The sequence below is a fragment of the Vibrio fluminensis genome, assembly GCF_015278125.1.
GTDB classification, from domain to species: domain Bacteria; phylum Pseudomonadota; class Gammaproteobacteria; order Enterobacterales; family Vibrionaceae; genus Vibrio; species Vibrio fluminensis.
Genome location: NZ_JADILO010000005.1, coordinates 14200 through 32367, shown reverse-complemented (window position 1 = coordinate 32367; position 18168 = coordinate 14200). Strand labels below are relative to the sequence as shown.

The window sequence follows — 18168 nt, the reverse complement described above, 5'->3', positions numbered from 1 at the left end:
AACCTCACTTAAAATCGCGTTGCAAAGCCAGCGCTCGAGACTTGGCGCTGCTGTAACTGCTGCTTTAACTGCTCGTCGCTATATTTGCCAAAAGCGACCGGATTCCCCGTCGCACGCAGAATATAAGCCAGTGATTTATCTGCGTGAGCAAAGAACTTATGCCAACCCGCACACAGATAATTGAGTCCTGGTTCGCCTGCTTGTGTACGAATAAAACGATTTTTCGGACACTCCCCATTGCAGGCAAATTGATAGTCACACGCTTTGCATTGCTCAGTAAGATTGCGCGTCTTGCCGTAACCAAATTTCTGCTGCTGCGCGCTGTAAGCCAAACTCTCAAGATTTTGTCTATGGATGTTACCTGTCTGATACTCGGGATAGACGTAATGGTCGCATGTGTAGACATCGCCATTGGGCTCCATGGCTAACCCTTTACCGCAGATTTCACCCAATGTGCAAAGCGGGTTCGCACGCCCCATCCATCGCTCGACACTCGCTTCAAAATACTGAACGAAGACCTTACCGATGTCGTTTGCAATCCATTCATCAAATATCGTGATAAGGAAATTACCCCAAGCTTGATCAGACACGCACCAAGGCTCCATGATTGAGTCTTTATTGCCAGGAATTAAACGCTTATCGCCCTGCTTTAATTGTTCAGTTGCCGACCATGTTTGTGGCGCAGTACTGCGAAAACTCTTTTGTTCCACAATGGGAATAAACTGCATTTGCGGTGAGCGCACTTCATCACGTAAGAATCGGTACACTTCTAAAGGGTTACAACTGGTCAGATTGTTCACGCAAGTCAAGGTCGCGAAGTTCACTTGGTGCTTATGCAGCAACTCGACTGCCTTCATCACTTGCTTAAATGTGCCGCGTCCTGCCTTATTGGTTCGGTAAGCATTGTGCAACATTTCTGGTCCATCAATACTTAGTCCAACCAGAAAGTTATGCTGCTTTAAAAATTGGCACCATTCGTCGGTCAGCAAAGTACCATTGGTTTGTAGATCATTGGCAATACTCACCCCTTCAGGACAGTACTTTTGTTGTAACTCGACAATGCGACGAAAGTAATCCACGCCCAATATGGTCGGTTCACCACCTTGCCATGAAAAAATGATCTCCGGGGTATTTTGTCCCTCGATGTACTGACGAATGTATGTCTCTAAGGTGTCTTCATTCATCACTGGTGAACATCCTTTTTTGTACTCAAGTAACTCCTGTTTACTTAGGTAGTAGCAATAGGTGCAGTCAATGTTGCATGCCGCCCCTATTGGCTTAGCCATGACATGTAAACGCTTGGAAGCTTTACCGTTAAACTGTGGACCTTGAGTAATATGCATAAGTCACCTAATCGTTGAGCGAATTGATGGTTGAGCTGAGTTATCTATCGACCTGAGCTAGCCATCGATCTGGGCTAACTATGGAATAACCACATCATAAATCCTCGCCTTAACCGGTGCTTGTTATAGCGTATATAACCTTTTTTCATGGCGTTTATTGCTAGTGTTGATGGTGAACTTACTAACGAGAGCCGCCCTATGACACCAGTTAACCGTTCGCCGATAAAGATTATCTCAATCTTTAGCTTGTTAGCCCTGCTCAATGGTTGCAGTGCAGATACGCCCCATCCTATTGCACTGCAAATCGATCAAGAGATGGTGCTCGTTGAAGGCGGTCACTTTGTGATGGGCTCAGAGCAAAACGGTGCCAGCAAAGCCGAGACGCCAGCAAGAGAAGTGCGTGTAGATAGTTTCTACTTGGCCAAGTTTGAGGTCACACAAGCGCTGTTTGAAAGCGTGATGGGCTCTTCTCTCAGTTACTTCCCGGGCGATGATATTCCGGTCAACAACTTAAGCTGGCAGCAAGCGAACTACTTCGTCGAACAGCTCAATCTATTAACTGGCGAAACCTATCGCTTACCGACCGAAGCCGAGTGGGAATTTGCCGCCCAAGGAGGCAATAAAAGCCAAGGTTTCACCTACTCGGGCTCAAACAACATTGATGATGTCGCTTGGTATGCCGGTAACGCGCAAAACCGCGCTCATCCTGTCGGACAGAAACAGCCCAACGAGCTAGGGCTATATGACATGACGGGCAACGTAGGTGAGTTCGTTATGGATGCGTTTGACGACACATTCTATCGCTGGGGTGGCAATGATAATCCAAATAATCAACAACACAGCGATTCTGGTTTAGCACACAAGTCAGTACGAGGTGGAAGCTTCGCCTATGATGCTGAACAGTCGGAAAATTTCCGTCGTGATTTTGCTAGCCAATCTATAATTATGTCTGACATGGGACTGCGTCTCGCCAAAGACCGATAACCACGTTCTCTTTACAGATGGGCAAGGTTAGTCCCCTAGCAGTACATGATTGAATCCACTCTTACTTAAAAATGGGTAACAACAACTATGAAAACAAACCTCTGTGCTCTAGCAATCTTATCAACCCTCTCATTCTCCGCGGTGGCGATTGATTGTGACCCTAACCTACTACCCTCATGGAAAGATGGTAGTAGTAAAACCGCGCTTTTAAACTATGTCGAAAACTCGACTGATGAGCGCAAGGATTCATTCGTTCCCGTTGCTGAACGCATCGCGGTATTCGATAACGACGGCACACTTTGGTCAGAAAAACCTTATTACTTTCAACTCGCTTACGCATTTGACCAAGTAAAGAAGATGGCGGAGCAACATCCTGAATGGAAAACTCAAGAACCGTTTAAGTTTGTGCTCGAAGATGATGTAAAAAGCGTTCTCGCTGGCGGTGAAGAAGCACTACTTGAGATAGTCACCGCAACCCACAGTGGTATGACGGTAGAAGAATACCAAACCACAGTTGCAAATTGGATTGCCGCTGCAAAAGACCCTCGCTTTGAAAAAGCCTACACCGAGCTGACTTACCAACCGATGAAGGAAATGCTCGCTTATTTACAAGCGAACGACTTCAAAACCTACATCGTTTCAGGTGGTGGTGTAGACTTTATGCGCGCATGGGCTCCTGAGGTGTATAACATCCCTGCGGAGCAAATTATTGGCAGCGCACTAAAATACCAATACGACTACAACAATGGTCAGCCGCAAGTGATTAAACTCGGTGAGATCCTGACCATTGACGACAAAGCCGGCAAAGTTGAAAACATTCAACACATCATCGGTAAGAAGCCGGTTCTCGCAGTCGGTAACTCGGATGGCGACCACGCTATGATGCAATGGGCAACGAGCCAACCCAACTCAATGGCAATGATTGTTCACCATACTGACGCCGAGCGAGAATGGCAGTACGATAGAAAATCCAGTGTCGGTCATCTTGATAAAGCGATGGATGAAGCAAACCAACGTGACAATTGGCATCTGATCGACATGAAAAACGAATGGTGCACGATCTACTAGCCCCCATCATCGGGTAAGCGAAGCGCTCCATTACTGAGCCTCACCGCGGATACATTACGCTGTGGGGCTTTTTATCACTCGCACCTTACACATCAAATCTTTTCCATCATACCTGGCACATCACACCAATTCTGCATACTTTGTTTTCTTCACGATCACTTCACACAACCAGGCGCATAATCCGTTGTATAAAGTTCAGAACTCAATCATGACTGACTAACCTAGCGGTTATGACCGAGTCACCTAAATAGGAAAACTAAAATGAAAAAAACACTCCTAGCTATTGTTGTCGCTTGCTCAGTGATTACTGCTCCTGCTTTTGCTGCTTTCAAAGGTCCTGAAACCGCGGCAGTGAATACCGTTAAACAAGCGAATGATGCTGCTGATGATAGTGCTGTTCTACTAACAGGTAATATTATTGAATCAATTGGCAATGAAACTTACCTGTTTAAAGATGAGACAGGTCAAATTCAAATTGAAATCGATGATGAAGATTGGATGGGTGTTGATGTGACTCCAAACGATCGCGTAGTGATCCGTGGTGAAGTTGATTCAGAGTGGAGCACGCCTAAAATCGACGTCGATTCAGTACAAAAAATCTAAGTTAGATACCACCGTTAGATACCACCGGTTCTAGCCTGTGAATTCGCGAGCATTACTGAGCTAATGATTCGCGATTTCACACTCGCCATATTACTCAAGTTTAATTATTTATCCCGTTATGACATCGTCTTACCCGCCAGTTTAAGCTGATTTCTCAACCAAATATGCGCACTCTCATTACTTCTACTTGGATGCCATATCGCACACAAATCATGGATTTTGTCACTAAATGGTAGTGGTACGCCTTTGATTTGGTAAGCATCAGAAAAGGCTTTGATGGTCGATTCTGGTAACATGCCGATCAGTTCGCTATCGTGAATGACTGGTAACATTTCCAGCGCACCAGACGCGCGATAAACGATGTCTCGCTTGTTCAGTTCAGCAATATCGTCTTCATCCATCAAACTTTGCCGGCTTTGCCAACGTGATACCACCACATGTTGCTCTGTGAGAAATTGCTCCACCGTAATTGAGCCCTTAATTCTTGGATGGTGCTCACTGCACACCACCATTAAACGCTCAGAAAATATCGTTTCAAACTTGAGCATCGTTCGCCCTCTTGGCGCCATATCAACAATCAGATCGTAACGTTGCAGACGAAGATCACTTTCATGATCTTCAGTAAAAAGTGGATGGATTTCTAAACTGATGTGCGGTGCAATTTGACGGATTTGCTTGAACAGTTGCGGCATAAGTTCATAACTCGCCACCGAGACACAGGCAATTGAAAAAGTTTTATTGGCGATACTAGGATCAAAGTCTCGTGATGCTGAGAGTGTAGAAGTAAAGTTCTTTAATGCCGCGCCCATGGCGGGATAGATATCCATCGCAAAAGCGGTCGGTTCCACGCCATTAGGTGAGCGATGAAAAAGGGGTTCGTCGTATATATCTCTTAATCGCGCTAACGCTTTACTCACCGCAGGCTGACTGATCTCCAGCCGCACGGCCGCTTTAGAGAGGTTTTGTTCCTCATAGATAGCGACAAAAATTGGGACTAAGTTGAGATCAGTATTTTTCATAACGCTCCACAGCACTTATTACCAAAGCACATATTACTAAAGTACTTACTACCACAGTAACAATGACCAAAGTTACTGATAGTATAGGAACTTCTTCGATAGTTAAGTTAGTGGCGCGTTAAATAATTGCGATTTTGATCCGGTCTCTGCGCGGTTTATTTGTCTGCTTTATTTGTCTGCTTTATTTGTGCTATTGATAGTATTGAGCAAACGTTCAAGTTGGGGTAACGCTGGCGGTATTGAACCTCGAAATCCACGCTTAGAGCGATTGTTTTTTCGCTTATTTCCAATCGTTAGCCACAATTTTCGCGCTAAATGACTATCTTGCTCCCCCGCTTGAAATCGCTGACTGCTCTCACGCCACTGGTCGTCTGGTTTAAATTTAGCCAACTCCAAATCGCCATTGGTCATTCTCAACTCACGGTAGATAAATAATCGGATTTTCCCCCACTCTCTTTGTTTAATTAATTGATGTAATACAAGCCAAGCTGGCTTTGCATGATGTTTAAAATAACGTTTAGCCGCATACACACTTAAAACGATCAGCAAGAATAGCGTCGCGGCTATCGACAAACCTTTTGCATACATAATGACAAATGATTTCACGGTATGTTGAACCTCAAACCGACGCCCTTCAATTGTCACCGTTTCTAAACGGTTTTTGTGTGTATTCCACCACTGAAATGTTAACTCGGGAAAAGCAATCTCTCCCCCTTGTTGCAACACATAGACCGATTGCTCTTCACGGCTCGATTGATAGTCTCCTCGGCTTTGAGAGTCCGCAAGACGATTTGGCATCGGATAGACTTGATATAAACGTGTCGGTGGTTGCCCTTGAGAGTGTTGCTTAGCTTTTGCTGAGGACTCTACAGGGGCTTGTAGTAAATCCGGTAACAGTATTGATAAGCTATCTTGTGCTTGGATAGTGATCGCGCGCGTAACAGAATCGCCGACTTGCAGATCGTCATTGGAGGTAAACCACTGCTGCTCAACCGTTACGTTTGTTGCTGCAAACCAGTTCGCTTTATCGCTAAGCAAGCCAGACGGTAATTGAGCAGTAAAACGTACAGGCTCTGTATAGAGTGTACCCGATACATTGCTACCATCAGGGGCGGATACCTGAACCCTTACCGCAATTGGCGGAACGACAAACTCGCCTGACTCTTGCGGATATAGGGTGACTTCCCAATGCTGCCTCGACCAAGTTTTGCCATCTTTGCGCTCGGTATAGTTGGTCGCCAGTTGGTTGCGCTGCTTAGCGATCACATTAGGGATTTCGACACTGCCAATACGCGTACCGCCGGTAAACCAGCGCGGCGTGGCAACCTCAATATTGAGGATGACCTGCTGGTTGACGCTAAACGTAGCGCTCGACGCAGGATTGGATTTATCACCTACCCAAGCAGAAATCGCCACATTCTGGCTTGCTTGCAGATCATAAATGGATAATCCCTGATTCTCTTGCGCCAAACTCAACGTGCTAAAAAACAGTGAGCTAAAGAACAGCGAGCCAATCAACGCCAGCCAAACAACGGTGGGAACGCGGTTTACTTTCATTGTTTATCCTCACTCTCAGCAGTTGGTTCTGCCACAAAATTCGATGCTTCACGCAGTTGAATTTGAAACTTGGCGCGCAAAAAGAATTTAGGGTCAGCTTCAACACGCTTAAGCCACTTATCGGCTAACTCTTCACTACCGAGAATTTCATTGGCGTTTAACGTTTCTTTGAGCATAAGCTCCGCCACTGTTTCTTCGTCAGCCCCATCCGCTGTGCGCGGTTTATCATCATCAAGCTCAAAAGACTCTTCTGGTCCATCTGTCGTGCCCGCTTGGCTTTCACTGGTGCGGTTTATCTCTTCGACGATACCTGCAATCACTGTCAGGTTGTGCTCAACGTCTGTCCTTAATGCCGGATTAAGCTGCTCGTCGTCAGCAAGATTTTGCAATAGTTCTCGCGCAGCTAAGTACTCTCGTTGTCTCGCTAAGGCACTTGCAGCGTTATACAAACCATAATTAACCACATCAGGATCTGGGTCGTTGAGCATCTCAAGAAAGGCACTATGAGCAAGTTTGTATTCGCCGGCATAGTAGTAAGCGGTGCCTTTTCTCAATGGATCAACAAAGTGTTTTGCCGCTTGCAAATACTCTTGCTGATTGAACCAACGCTGACCTTGCTGATTCGGCGTTAACCATAAATCCCACCACCACTGAGTAAACTTGTCCCAGTTTGAGCGCGTTTCTAATACCGTTACTTGCTCTGCCTTAATCGCCACCGTCTCTGCTTGCACTGGCGGCACAAACGCTAACTGAGCAACCAACAACGCAGAAACACACCATTGCACCAGCCAACCTTTTCTAAACCAGACTAACATCACCAATGCCATCGGTATTAGCAAGTAATAGCCCATATCTTTCCATGGCATGGACGATTCACCATTAAGCTGCATATTTCGCTCAATCATACGATTGAGTTGTTGAATATCGCTATCATCGACACTGATCTCCACCACCTTGCCTCCGGTCGCAGACGCCAAATTTTGTAGTGAGTCGATATCGATAGGATTGTTACTGACTACGTTACGATTGCCCGCCGCGAGTATCAAAAGCTGATGTTCACCTTGCGCGAAAAAACGTTGATAGGCTTCAACAGTGGTTGGATTAACACCATCGCTTATCAACAATACGCTCGCACCTATTTGGTCAGACAATTGTTGTTTAATCAGCGGCAACGCTTGCTCTGCTTGTTTGCCTGCAATAGGCATTATTTGTGGCTCAATCGCCGCTAAAAAGGGCTCAAACACTTTACTGTCTTGTGTAATAGGCATCGCGACATGCGCGGAACCCGCGTAAACAACCAACCCTGTGCGCCCTCCTTTTCTCACTTTCAGCAAATCGCGTATCTTATGTTTAGAACGCTCCAAACGACTTGGCGCAATGTCGGTCGCCAACATGGAATCACTGTTGTCCAAAACCACCAGCAATGACGCTTGGTCTTCACCAAATGGTGAGGCTTCTCTCTGCCAACTAGGACCCGCACAAATCACAATCGCGACCGACACAATCGCCATAAGCAATTTAAGGGGTAATTGCTTGCGCCAACCGCGCTCGCCAATGGTAAGTGCATCACGCAGATGCGCTGGCAGTACATCTTTCCAACTCGGTTTATTGTCTTCCCGCCATCTCAACCATATCAACAACACCATCGGCAAGAACGCAAGTAACCATAGTGGGCGAATAAAGTGAAATTGGCTCAGCTCCGCTAGCCAACCTTCTGTTAGCCAAGCACCTGTTAGCCAAGCACCTGTTAGCCACGTAAGAGAATCAAACATCATGTTCTCCTTGTGATTGGTTAGTGGGCTGAGTGCGCGCTTTCGTGGTGCTTATTTTCATAGTCGTGGCAAGCATCCGACGTTTCAGCGTCGCCAAACTAAACGCCGCCAAATAGATCACCACCACAATTGCGATCAGATAATGATGTAAGCTCTGTTTGGGGCGATAGGTGGTGCTTTCGTACAACTGAGGTTCGAGCTCACCAATCGCTTGGTAAGCCTCTGCCAACTCATCTCGGTTTAGTGCTTGAAAAGACTCGCCGCCAGATTCTTTTGCAATTCGATCCATCGTTTCTGTATCCAACGCCACCTCGCCAACAGTGAGCGGATCGCCCATCGCTATCACGTGGATACGAACATCTTTCGCTTTGGCTACTTTTGCCGCATCGATTGGTTCGACAAAACTCCCGGTATCATTGCCATCGGTTAGCACTATTGCCACTAGCTGCGGTGAGTTAACATCACCAGCGTCATTACGGCTTTGCTTACTTTGCTCAAATACTTTTATGGCTAAACCTATCGCGTCGCCAAGATGCGTACTCTGTCCTGCCATCGCCACATCTGTTTGTTGTAGGAGCTCCAACCAGACTTTCTGATCGGCAGTAAACGGCGTTTGCACAAAAGCAGCATCGCCAAACAAAATCAGCCCTAACCTGTCACCCTTTCGGGTTTGGACAAATTCGCCTAACACTTCTTTCGCCGCCTCTAAACGAGAAACTTTGTCGCCGTTTTTCGAGGTAAAATCCTGCTCAGCCATAGAGCCAGACAAGTCGACCAACACCATCACATCACGACCTAAACTTTCACGCACTTGTGGCTCACCCAATACGGTAGGTTTTGCCAGCGCCAACACCACCAACAGCCATGAAACCACTAAGGTTGCACGCTGCCACCAGCTTGGACTTAGTTGACTTGCACCATGAGTTGGCGACTCACCAATGGCTGCGACAAGTTGACCAAAAAACGGCACTTTTATCGCCGTCTGTTTGGTGCGATAAGCGGGAACAAGCCAATAAACGACCAGAGGTAACGGTAAAATAACTAGCCACATCGGATGCGCTAATTCAACGCTGCTCCAGTGGATAGATGATAAAACGCTATTCATGCTCATCTCTTATCCCCTAACTTCTCAAAACGGCTTTTCAACCCGACTCTTTGTAGCAAACTAGCCCAATTAGATTGAGGAATTAAATCAGCGTTGCTGTGCTGTAAAACCCAGCGTTTGGCTTGCGTAACTAAGATCTCCCTCTCGGCTGCATCCAAATTGCTATTGGGATCATTGAGGCTCGCTAACCAGTTGGCAGGGAAGCTAGCGGAAAAGTCCCGTTCACTTGGCATCAAGTCATCAAGCACCTGTAAAAAAGCGGTATCATGAAGTGAACGGTGGCGCGCATTAAGATGCACCAACACAATCTTAAGAACCGAAAACACCTGATAAGGCTGTGTGGCGTGGTTAATATCTAGCTGCTCGAGCGCATTGATGGCTTCGCTGCGATATCGATTTACCCACCAAAGGCGTGCTCGCTTTACCATCAACATTAGCAATAGTAATAACACCAGCAGCGCTAGCATTTGCCAACCGATGGTTTGCGGCATCCAACTGATGCTCTCAGGTACAGCTACATCATGCAATTCACGTAATATATAAGTGCTTGGCGGTGTATGTTCGACTGACATTAACGACCCCCGACCATTTTTTGTAGCTGACTAATATGTTGCCCTGCAGTATCCAACTCGATATGTGGCAAATGCTTCATTGCCATTAACTTCACCAGCGCATGACGTTGCATTTGGCTTTGTTGCCGCAACTCATTACTCGCGAGGTCGACTTTGCTGTGTGTATCTAGATTAAGCTGATATTGACCATCGCCCACCACCCAGTTGGCGTTAGCCAAATGCTGCGGCAAAGAGTGTTCAAACGCATCATTGACCGTTATCGCCAACACATCATTATGTTGCTGCAATTGCTTGAGCTGATCTAAATCCTTGGCTTGGCAATCTCGCCAATCACTAATGAAGATCAACGTTGATTGCTTGGGACGCATGCGTTTAATTAACTCTATCCAAGACTTAAAGCTCACCTGTTCACTGTCTCGCGAGTTAACATTTAACGCTTGATTAAACTGCGCTAACTGCTTTAACTGCGCAAGTAAATGGTGTTGTGAGCGTTGTGGTTTGCTATGCAATATGCGCTGTGGCGTCGCAACAACAAAACCTACGCGGTCGCCATCTTTCAGTACTCGCCAAGCACACACTGCGGCACTCTCCGCCGCCACTACTGATTTCATTGCATTGTCAGAGGCAAAGAACATCGCGCTGCGTTGATCAATACATATGATGACATTGCGATCTTTTTCTTCGGTATAGCTGCGTACATGCGGTTTACCCGTGCGCAGTGTCACCTTCCAGTCTAGATTACGAATATCATCACCCAGTTGATAATGGCGTAACTCTTCAAAATTCAGACCACGCCCACGAAAAAGCGAGTTGTGTCGACCAGATAAAACACTGCCAGCTTTTAAATGCGGTAGGAGTGAAAACGACTCAGCTTGCCCTTGTAACCTCACCAAGCGCGCATAGTCACAATAAAGCCTCGAGTCGAGTTGTTGAGATTGAGGAACCAGTGTTGGCTTTGCCATAGCGCCTCCACTTATGCGATTTCTACATGATCAAGTAACTCATTGACGACACCATGATGATTCACACCATCGGCAAGCGCATCATAAGAGAGCGAAAAGCGATGCCCCAAGACAAAAGGCACCATCGCTCTTACATCATCAGGCGTGACATGGTCACGTCCTTGTAGCCAAGCATAAGCGCGAGAACATTTATCTAACGCAATAGAAGCTCGTGGACTGGCACCAATTTCTATCCATGCATGTAACTGACTCTCTGGGTATCGCTCAGGCTGTCGCGTTGCCATGACTAATGCCACGATGTATTTTTCGACCAGATCAGAGACGCTGATATGCGGGAGTTGTCGCCTTGCTTCAAGCACCAGTTCCGGCTCAATAAATTGTCTCTCTGCTTGGCTAGCTTCGCTTAGCGCGCCTAACTCCTCACTGCGTACTAAACGAATAATATCGCGCTCAGCTTCGTCGTGCGGATAGTCCACCGTCACTTTCATAATAAAGCGATCCATCTGCGCTTCAGGAAGTGGATAAGTCCCCTCTTGTTCTACCGGGTTTTGCGTCGCAAGCACCATAAAGAGATCGGGCAGTTGATGGGTTTTATCACCAACCGTAATCGTGCCTTCTGCCATCGCCTCAAGCAAAGCGGCTTGAACTTTGGCTGGCGCGCGGTTTACCTCATCTGCCAATACAATACTGTTGAAAATAGGACCTGGCTGAAAATGCAATTGTGGCTTGCCCTCAACTTCCTGATACACCTCTGTACCAGTGACATCAGAGGGCAGCAGATCGGGCGTAAACTGAATGCGACCAAAACTGGTATTGAGTAAATTTGCTAATGACTTTACCGAACGTGTTTTCGCCGTACCCGGTAAGCCTTCTAGCAGAATATGCCCGTTGGTTAACAGCCCGATCACCAAAGCTTGCACCACATGACTTTGACCGATGACACTCTGCTCTGTTTGTGCGATAAGTTGGTTAATGGCTTGCTGTGCAGTGTTCATATTCTGCCCTCAGTAGGTTGATTTACTTTGAAATACTACTGACTTCCCCAATAACTATTGGTTATACCGCCTATAGCTTTACTTATTCAGGCGTCAGCGTATTTTGCTTTCCAACTGCTCGATAACTTGCGGCGGTACGACTTTGCTTAATTCAGCCAGACACTGTTGAAATGGCGCTTGAACCTCTCCGGTACTTAGGTTTCTTGCCAACACTTCGCACTGCGCATAAAGATGTTGTGGATTACCACCGACTCGATAGGCTTGTTGAAGCGCATTGCTTGCTGCCAACAAATCTCGATGTTCTAATGCCAATCCATAAACATACCAATACTGTGCGTTGCTCTCAGCAGTTTGCGCCGCTTGTCGTAAGTAATTCACTGCTTTATCGCCTTGATCTGCCCTTAATAAGGCGAGCCCCATGCTATAGGGCAGTGCGCTGGACTTAGGCTGCGCCTGCATGCCTTGTTGCAAAACAGCCAGTGCAGACGCTTCCTTACCTTGAGAGCGATACAAATCGGCGAGATTGGCGTAACTGTTTTCAAAATAGGGCTCGATTTCGATCGCGCTTAAGTAAAGCTGTTCCGCATCCGCTAAATCACCCATGTCACGCTGAACATTGGCTAAATTAACCAAACCAAAGCCGCGATCAGAATTAAAGCGCTGAATCTCGAGGTATTCATTTAATGGATCATTAATTAGCATCCTTTGAGCATCACTCATTTCCCTATAACGGCTAACCAAAGCGGCTGCGGTTTCAGCGCGAATCGATAACACAGAGTCACTCAGTAATGGCACCAAAATCTGCCATCGATCATTCAATTCATAACCGGCACTGCCTTCTATCGCACCTAAGCGAATCAGCTCAGACTCATGTTTGACCGCCCGTGCAAGCGCGACCAAAGTATTCTTGCCAGTATTGCCCCCCATTCGCTCCAACGCAGAGCCGCGAATGATGTCGCTTAAGGATGAATCTTGCGCCGAATAAGCCAACGCGTCTGCCGCACCACTATGACCAATCGAATCGGCATAAAACGCGACCGAAAAGTGCTGCTCATTACGATATTTTGAATTAGGGAACCATTTCGCCACTTGCTTATCCGCCCACTGCGCAGTTTCATCCTCATGACAGGAAGTACACACATTAGGGGTGTTAATATGCTGGCTGATGTCGGCGCGTGGTACATGCCAACTGTGGTCACGCCTTGGATCCACCTGCATATAGGTGGTTTGCGGCATATGACATGTCGTACATTGCGACGCTTCCGTGTCAGGCTGGTGGAAAGTATGTTTCTCTGGAGTATATTCAATGGCTAAGTGGCATTGGCTGCAAACGGCTTCTTCAGCCACTTTGAGTTTTGCACTGTGAGGATCATGACAGTTGGTGCAAGTTACCCCTTTTTCTGCCATTGCCGATTGTAAAAATGAGCCATAGACATAGTTTTCATCATAAATTTGACCATCATGATGATAAAGCTCTGGCGTGATAAGGCTCAAACGGTATTTATCAAGAAATGAACCTTTAACATGATCTGCTGTTTCATTGAGTTGCGTTCGTCGGCTATGACATTGAGCGCAAGTCTGCAGTTGATCAGTTGGATGAATCGCTTTGGGCTGCATGGTTGTGCTGCCTTGTTTAAATACCCACTCATTCACCGCTTGAGCAAGATCGCGGGTTAAACCGAAGTGCGCTTGCTTGTTTTCAGTTAGTTGGGCGTTTTTTGCCAGCTCAACGTGTTGACTTGCAGGTCCATGGCAGGCTTCACACCCGACGTTGATCTCTGACCACTGGGTATTGTATGTATTGGTCGTGGCATCATACTTCTTGGCTAAATTGGTCGAGTGACAATCCGCGCACATAAAATTCCAGTTCTGACCGCTGTTGGTCCAATAAAACTCATCTGTCGGTGTGGCATCAGGGTATAGATGAAACCATCGCTGCCCGCCTTGTTGTTTCTCTCTAGTATCCCATGCAAACGGAATCAGTTGCACTCGCCCATCCTCAAACTGAACCATGTATTGCTGCAGTGGCTCCCAGCCAAAGGTATAGAGAATTTGATAATCACGATATTGACCATCAGGCCCTTGAATATTGACCCAATACTCATCACCGCGCATGAAAAAGCGGTTGTCTTGGTTATTGAACTTAACCGTCGCGTCAGCAAAATTGCCCCGTACAGATAGAGGGTCTGCATGCTTCATCGCCATATCATGGTGTGACCCTTGCCAAGCCTCTGCTTGCTCTTGATGACAATCACGACACACTTCAGATCCAACATATTGATTAGCTTGTGGCTGAGCATTCACGCTCTCAGCATTTGCAAGCCCGGTAGCGAGTAGCCAAAAAAGTAAACCTATCCATCTGACTGCCAACGTCCATTGCATAACATTCCTTGTTATTTTTATCGTTGCTGTATGTAAAAAGATAGGCAACTTTGTCTTTTTATACAAACAATTAGCAAAAAGGGCTCCGTAGAGCCCTTGGTCAGTTTCAGATTACTTGTTTGGATTTTCTTGCAGCTTCTCCATCACTTGCTCGAGTGAGAAACTGGCGGGTTTTTGCCTAGGTGGATACTCTTGGAATGTCTCTAAGAATTTGCCCACGTACGCTTGTGCCGGTACCAACATATAAGCTCGGTCAATCATCCAGTCGTAGTAAGTATTGGAGGTAATATCCGCGACTTCGTATGGGTCCATACGTAAGTTAAAGATTTTCGGCAAGCGCAGTTCAGTAAACGGTTCTGCCCAAATACGCAAGGTCCCCTCTGCGCGCTGCTCCATAAAGACAATTTTCCAATTGTTGTAACGAAGCGCGGTGAGGTCACCATCATCAGAGAAGTAGAAAATCTCCTCTCGTGGCGCGGCTTCCGACTCACCCGTTAGATAAGGTAAGAAGTTATAGCCATCAAGATGCAGTTTGTAGTTGGTATCACCTACTTGGAAACCTTCCAATAGCTTCTCTTTCACATCAGCATCACCCGCGGCGGCAACGAAAGTCGGCATCCAATCCATATGGTGCATGATTTCATTGGAAACCGTACCGGCCTCGATTTTGCCAGGCCAACGTACCATGGCTGGCACTCGGTATGCCCCTTCCCAGTTGGTATTCTTCTCACCACGGAAAGGAGTTAAGCCAGCATCAGGCCAGGTGTTCATATGTGGGCCATTATCGGTTGAGTAGAACACAATCGTGTTGTCTTTAATGCCTAAATCGTCCACTTTTTTCAGCAGCTGACCAACGTGATTATCATGTTCAACCATGGCATCGGCATAAAAACTGATCCCGGTTTTGCCGAGATTTTCTTCCTTCACATGAGTGCGGAAATGCATTCGAGTCGAGTTCCACCAAACAAAAAATGGCTTGTCTGCTTTGACCGCGCGATCCATAAAATCAAGCGCCGCATCGAGTGTCTCTGCATCAACCGTTTCCATACGTTTGCGGGTTAGCGGACCGGTATCTTCAATCTTACCGTCGGCATAAGACTTAATCACACCACGCGGACCAAACTTCTTACGAAACTCTGGGTCGCTTGGGTAGTCTACATTTTCAGGTTCTTCCTCGGCGTTCAAATGATAAAGGTTGCCAAAAAATTCGTCGAAGCCGTGGTTAGTTGGTAAGTGTTCGTCCTTATCACCGAGGTGATTCTTACCAAATTGCCCTGTCATGTAGCCCATTGGTTTGAGAAGTTCAGCAATGGTAACGTCTTCTTCTTTCAAGCCAAGATCTGCTCCCGGCAAACCGACTTTACTCAAACCAGTTCGAAGTACAGTTTGACCGGTAATGAAAGTAGAGCGCCCTGCTGTACAAGATTGTTCACCGTAATAGTCGGTAAACATCATGCCTTCTTTGGCGATAGAGTCGATGTTTGGCGTTTGGTATCCCATTAAGCCAAACGTGTACGCACTCACGTTTGATTGGCCAATGTCGTCACCCCATATGACTAAAATGTTTGGTTTTTCTGCTGCGATACTGCTACTTGCAAAGCCCATCAGAGCTGCTGCAAGAATCGCTAATCGGCGCTTAGCACCATGATTCGCTTTCATAGAAACCTCTTGTTGTAATACCGATCAATACTAGCGATTGCTTAACTCTTGCCCGTCTCAACCGATATGAGTACTTTTGCATCCTGCAGACAAACATATAGTTCACAAATCAAGCGAATGCGAATTGTTAGCCATATTTTCACGACTGTCGTTTTGCCTACAAAACATCAGGTTATTAGCCATTAAGCACCCGAAAAAATGTGATACGCATCACTCTCACAAATCGATTGCTTCACCGAGAGTAAAGATAACTATTGTTGAAAAATCATGGTGATACGCTATCAACATAACTAAGGGTTATATTGACTATAAAGCGACACTTAGCTTCAGGTTAGTTAAGTTAATTGCACAATAAATTTGTCCATCAAACCAGACTGTTAACTAACTTTGGAGCTTTTATGGCTAATCAATTAACCAAACTGGCTGTTGGCGTTGGTGTGCTTGCCACATCATCCGTCGCTGTTGCTGCCGACAAACCCAATATCCTCGCTATTTTTGGCGACGATGTTGGTTACTGGAATATCAGTGCTTATAACCAAGGCATGATGGGATACGAAACGCCGAATATCGACCGCATCGCCAATGAAGGTGCACTATTTACCGACCACTATGGTCAACAATCTTGTACAGCAGGACGTGCGTCCTTTATCACTGGTCAAGAGCCATTTCGTACTGGTTTGCTGACGATTGGCATGCCGGGATCAACTCACGGGATCCCAGATTGGGCGCCAACCATTGCTGATTTGCTTAAAGACCAAGGCTACGTAACAGCGCAGTTCGGTAAAAACCACTTAGGCGACCAAGATCAGCACCTGCCGACCAACCACGGTTTTGATGAGTTTTTTGGCAACCTGTATCACTTAAACGCCGAGGAAGAACCTGAAACTTACTACTATCCAAAAGATCCTGAGTTTCGTCAGAAATACGGCCCGCGCGGTGTTATCAAGTCCTATGCGGATGGCAAAATCGAAGATACCGGTCCAATGACGCGCAAACGCATGGAAACCGCTGACGAAGAGTTTTTAGAATCCTCACTCGCCTTTATGGAAAAAGCGGTTAAAGACGACAAGCCTTTCTTTATCTGGCATAACACGACGCGTATGCACGTATGGACTCGTTTACAAGAAAAATACCAAGGTCAGTCAGGCGTCAGCATCTATGCCGACGGTATGTTAGAGCATGATGATCATGTCGGCGTATTGCTCGATAAGCTGGATGAGCTTGGTGTAGCTGATAATACTATCGTGATCTACTCGACCGACAATGGTGCTGAGACAGTTTCTTGGCCAGATGGTGGCGCAACACCATTCCATGGTGAAAAAGGCACAACTTGGGAAGGCGGTATGCGCGTTCCTCAATTAGTTCGTTGGCCGGGCGTGATTGAACCAGGTACAAAGGTCAATGAGATGATGGCACACCAAGATTGGTTGCCAACACTTATGGCCGCCGCGGGCGTTCCTGATGTAAAAGAAAAACTGGCTGAAGGCTACCAAGCCAATGGCAAAGAATGGCGCGTGCATATTGATGGTTACAACTTCAAACCTTATTTTGAAGGCAAGCAAGAGCAAGGTCCGAGAGAGTCGCTGCTCTACTTCACGGCGAATGGTGAACTAAACGCGGTACGCTGGCATGATTGGAAACTCAACTTCGCCACGCTTGAAGGCAACATCTCTGACGCGGTTCGCTTCTCGCCAAACTGGCCGCAAATCATCCATCTACGTGCTGACCCGTTTGAGCGAGCGCCGCATGAGTCTGGCATGTACCTGCGCTGGATGGCCGACAACATGTGGCTATTTGTACCAATCCAAGATGTACTGGGGGATTTCTTCCAAACATTGCCTGACTATCCAATGCAGCAAGGTCAAACCATGAATCCTGCTTCAATCAATTACCAGTCACTTGGTTTGCAAGGTAAGATGCAACAACTTGAGCAGTTGAAACAACAAGTGAATTCAATGCAATAAGCACTGTTTAACCTAGCATTAAAGCCACCTACTTTGGGTGGCTTTAATTTTCTCTGCCTATGATTCGACACAAGATGCCTAACATTCATTGATATACGTAAAATTCAACCAGTCTGAACAAAGAAATATCAACAACGACCGCAAAATCACACATCGAAACAAAATGTTATAATTTATGAAAGT

14 protein-coding genes are annotated in these 18168 nt (G+C 46.4%); 4 read left to right on the top strand and 10 right to left on the bottom strand.

The annotated features are described in order from the left end of the window. Positions 1-8: 8 nt before the first annotated feature. A complete protein-coding gene (locus tag IRQ95_RS05665) occupies positions 9-1343 on the bottom strand; it encodes an anaerobic sulfatase maturase (RefSeq protein ID WP_194436034.1) in 1335 nt (444 codons plus the stop codon). Between the two features lie 315 nt (positions 1344-1658). Between IRQ95_RS05665 and IRQ95_RS05660 the strand changes: the two genes are divergently transcribed. The 3 genes from IRQ95_RS05660 (at position 1659) to IRQ95_RS05650 (ending at position 3998) form a co-directional block, all read left to right on the top strand. Next, positions 1659-2327 carry a formylglycine-generating enzyme family protein gene (locus IRQ95_RS05660; protein WP_431358048.1) on the top strand — a complete coding sequence of 223 codons (669 nt, stop codon included), beginning with the start codon at positions 1659-1661 and terminating at the stop codon, positions 2325-2327. 87 nt (positions 2328-2414) lie between these two features. Beyond that, positions 2415-3395: an HAD family hydrolase gene (locus IRQ95_RS05655; RefSeq protein ID WP_194436033.1), complete on the top strand. Its 981-nt coding sequence runs from the start codon at positions 2415-2417 to the stop codon at positions 3393-3395. Positions 3396-3656: 261 nt separating this feature from the next. Next, positions 3657-3998 carry a YgiW/YdeI family stress tolerance OB fold protein gene (locus tag IRQ95_RS05650; RefSeq protein WP_075652804.1) on the top strand — a complete coding sequence of 114 codons (342 nt, stop codon included), beginning with the start codon at positions 3657-3659 and terminating at the stop codon, positions 3996-3998. Positions 3999-4114: 116 nt separating this feature from the next. Here IRQ95_RS05650 and IRQ95_RS05645 read toward each other — a convergent pair whose 3' ends face one another. The 9 genes from IRQ95_RS05645 to IRQ95_RS05605 all read right to left on the bottom strand — a co-directional run bounded on the left by IRQ95_RS05645 (position 4115) and on the right by IRQ95_RS05605 (position 16021). Then, the gene (locus IRQ95_RS05645) at positions 4115-5017 is read right to left on the bottom strand and encodes a LysR family transcriptional regulator (protein ID WP_194436032.1); all 903 of its coding nucleotides are present in this window, start codon (positions 5015-5017) and stop codon (positions 4115-4117) included. Positions 5018-5185: 168 nt separating this feature from the next. Then, positions 5186-6574, bottom strand: a complete 1389-nt coding sequence (locus IRQ95_RS05640; RefSeq protein WP_194436031.1) for a BatD family protein — start codon at positions 6572-6574, stop codon at positions 5186-5188. Then, entirely contained in the window at positions 6571-8346 is a 1776-nt protein-coding gene (locus IRQ95_RS05635) for a vWA domain-containing protein (protein ID WP_194436030.1), read from the bottom strand. Before IRQ95_RS05635 ends, IRQ95_RS05640 begins: the two co-directional genes overlap by 4 nt. After that, complete coding sequence (locus tag IRQ95_RS05630) at positions 8339-9451, bottom strand: vWA domain-containing protein (RefSeq protein ID WP_194436029.1); 1113 nt, start codon at positions 9449-9451, stop codon at positions 8339-8341. Before IRQ95_RS05630 ends, IRQ95_RS05635 begins: the two co-directional genes overlap by 8 nt. Before the next feature lie 2 nt (positions 9452-9453). Then, positions 9454-10023, bottom strand: coding sequence for a DUF4381 domain-containing protein (locus IRQ95_RS05625; RefSeq protein ID WP_194436028.1), 570 nt, complete (start codon positions 10021-10023; stop codon positions 9454-9456). Beyond that, on the bottom strand, positions 10023-10985 hold the full coding sequence (locus IRQ95_RS05620; protein WP_194436027.1) for a DUF58 domain-containing protein: 963 nt from the start codon (positions 10983-10985) through the stop codon (positions 10023-10025). Before IRQ95_RS05620 ends, IRQ95_RS05625 begins: the two co-directional genes overlap by 1 nt. 11 nt (positions 10986-10996) lie before the next feature. Beyond that, complete coding sequence (locus IRQ95_RS05615; protein WP_194436026.1) at positions 10997-11980, bottom strand: AAA family ATPase; 984 nt, start codon at positions 11978-11980, stop codon at positions 10997-10999. Between the two features lie 93 nt (positions 11981-12073). Next, positions 12074-14362 carry a multiheme c-type cytochrome gene (locus tag IRQ95_RS05610; protein WP_194436025.1) on the bottom strand — a complete coding sequence of 763 codons (2289 nt, stop codon included), beginning with the start codon at positions 14360-14362 and terminating at the stop codon, positions 12074-12076. A gap of 111 nt (positions 14363-14473) precedes the next feature. After that, complete coding sequence (locus IRQ95_RS05605; protein WP_114764587.1) at positions 14474-16021, bottom strand: arylsulfatase; 1548 nt, start codon at positions 16019-16021, stop codon at positions 14474-14476. Positions 16022-16419: 398 nt separating this feature from the next. Here IRQ95_RS05605 and IRQ95_RS05600 point away from each other — a divergent pair, with 398 nt between their 5' ends. After that, a complete protein-coding gene (locus IRQ95_RS05600) occupies positions 16420-17985 on the top strand; it encodes an arylsulfatase (RefSeq protein WP_194436024.1) in 1566 nt (521 codons plus the stop codon). Positions 17986-18168: the final 183 nt, after the last annotated feature.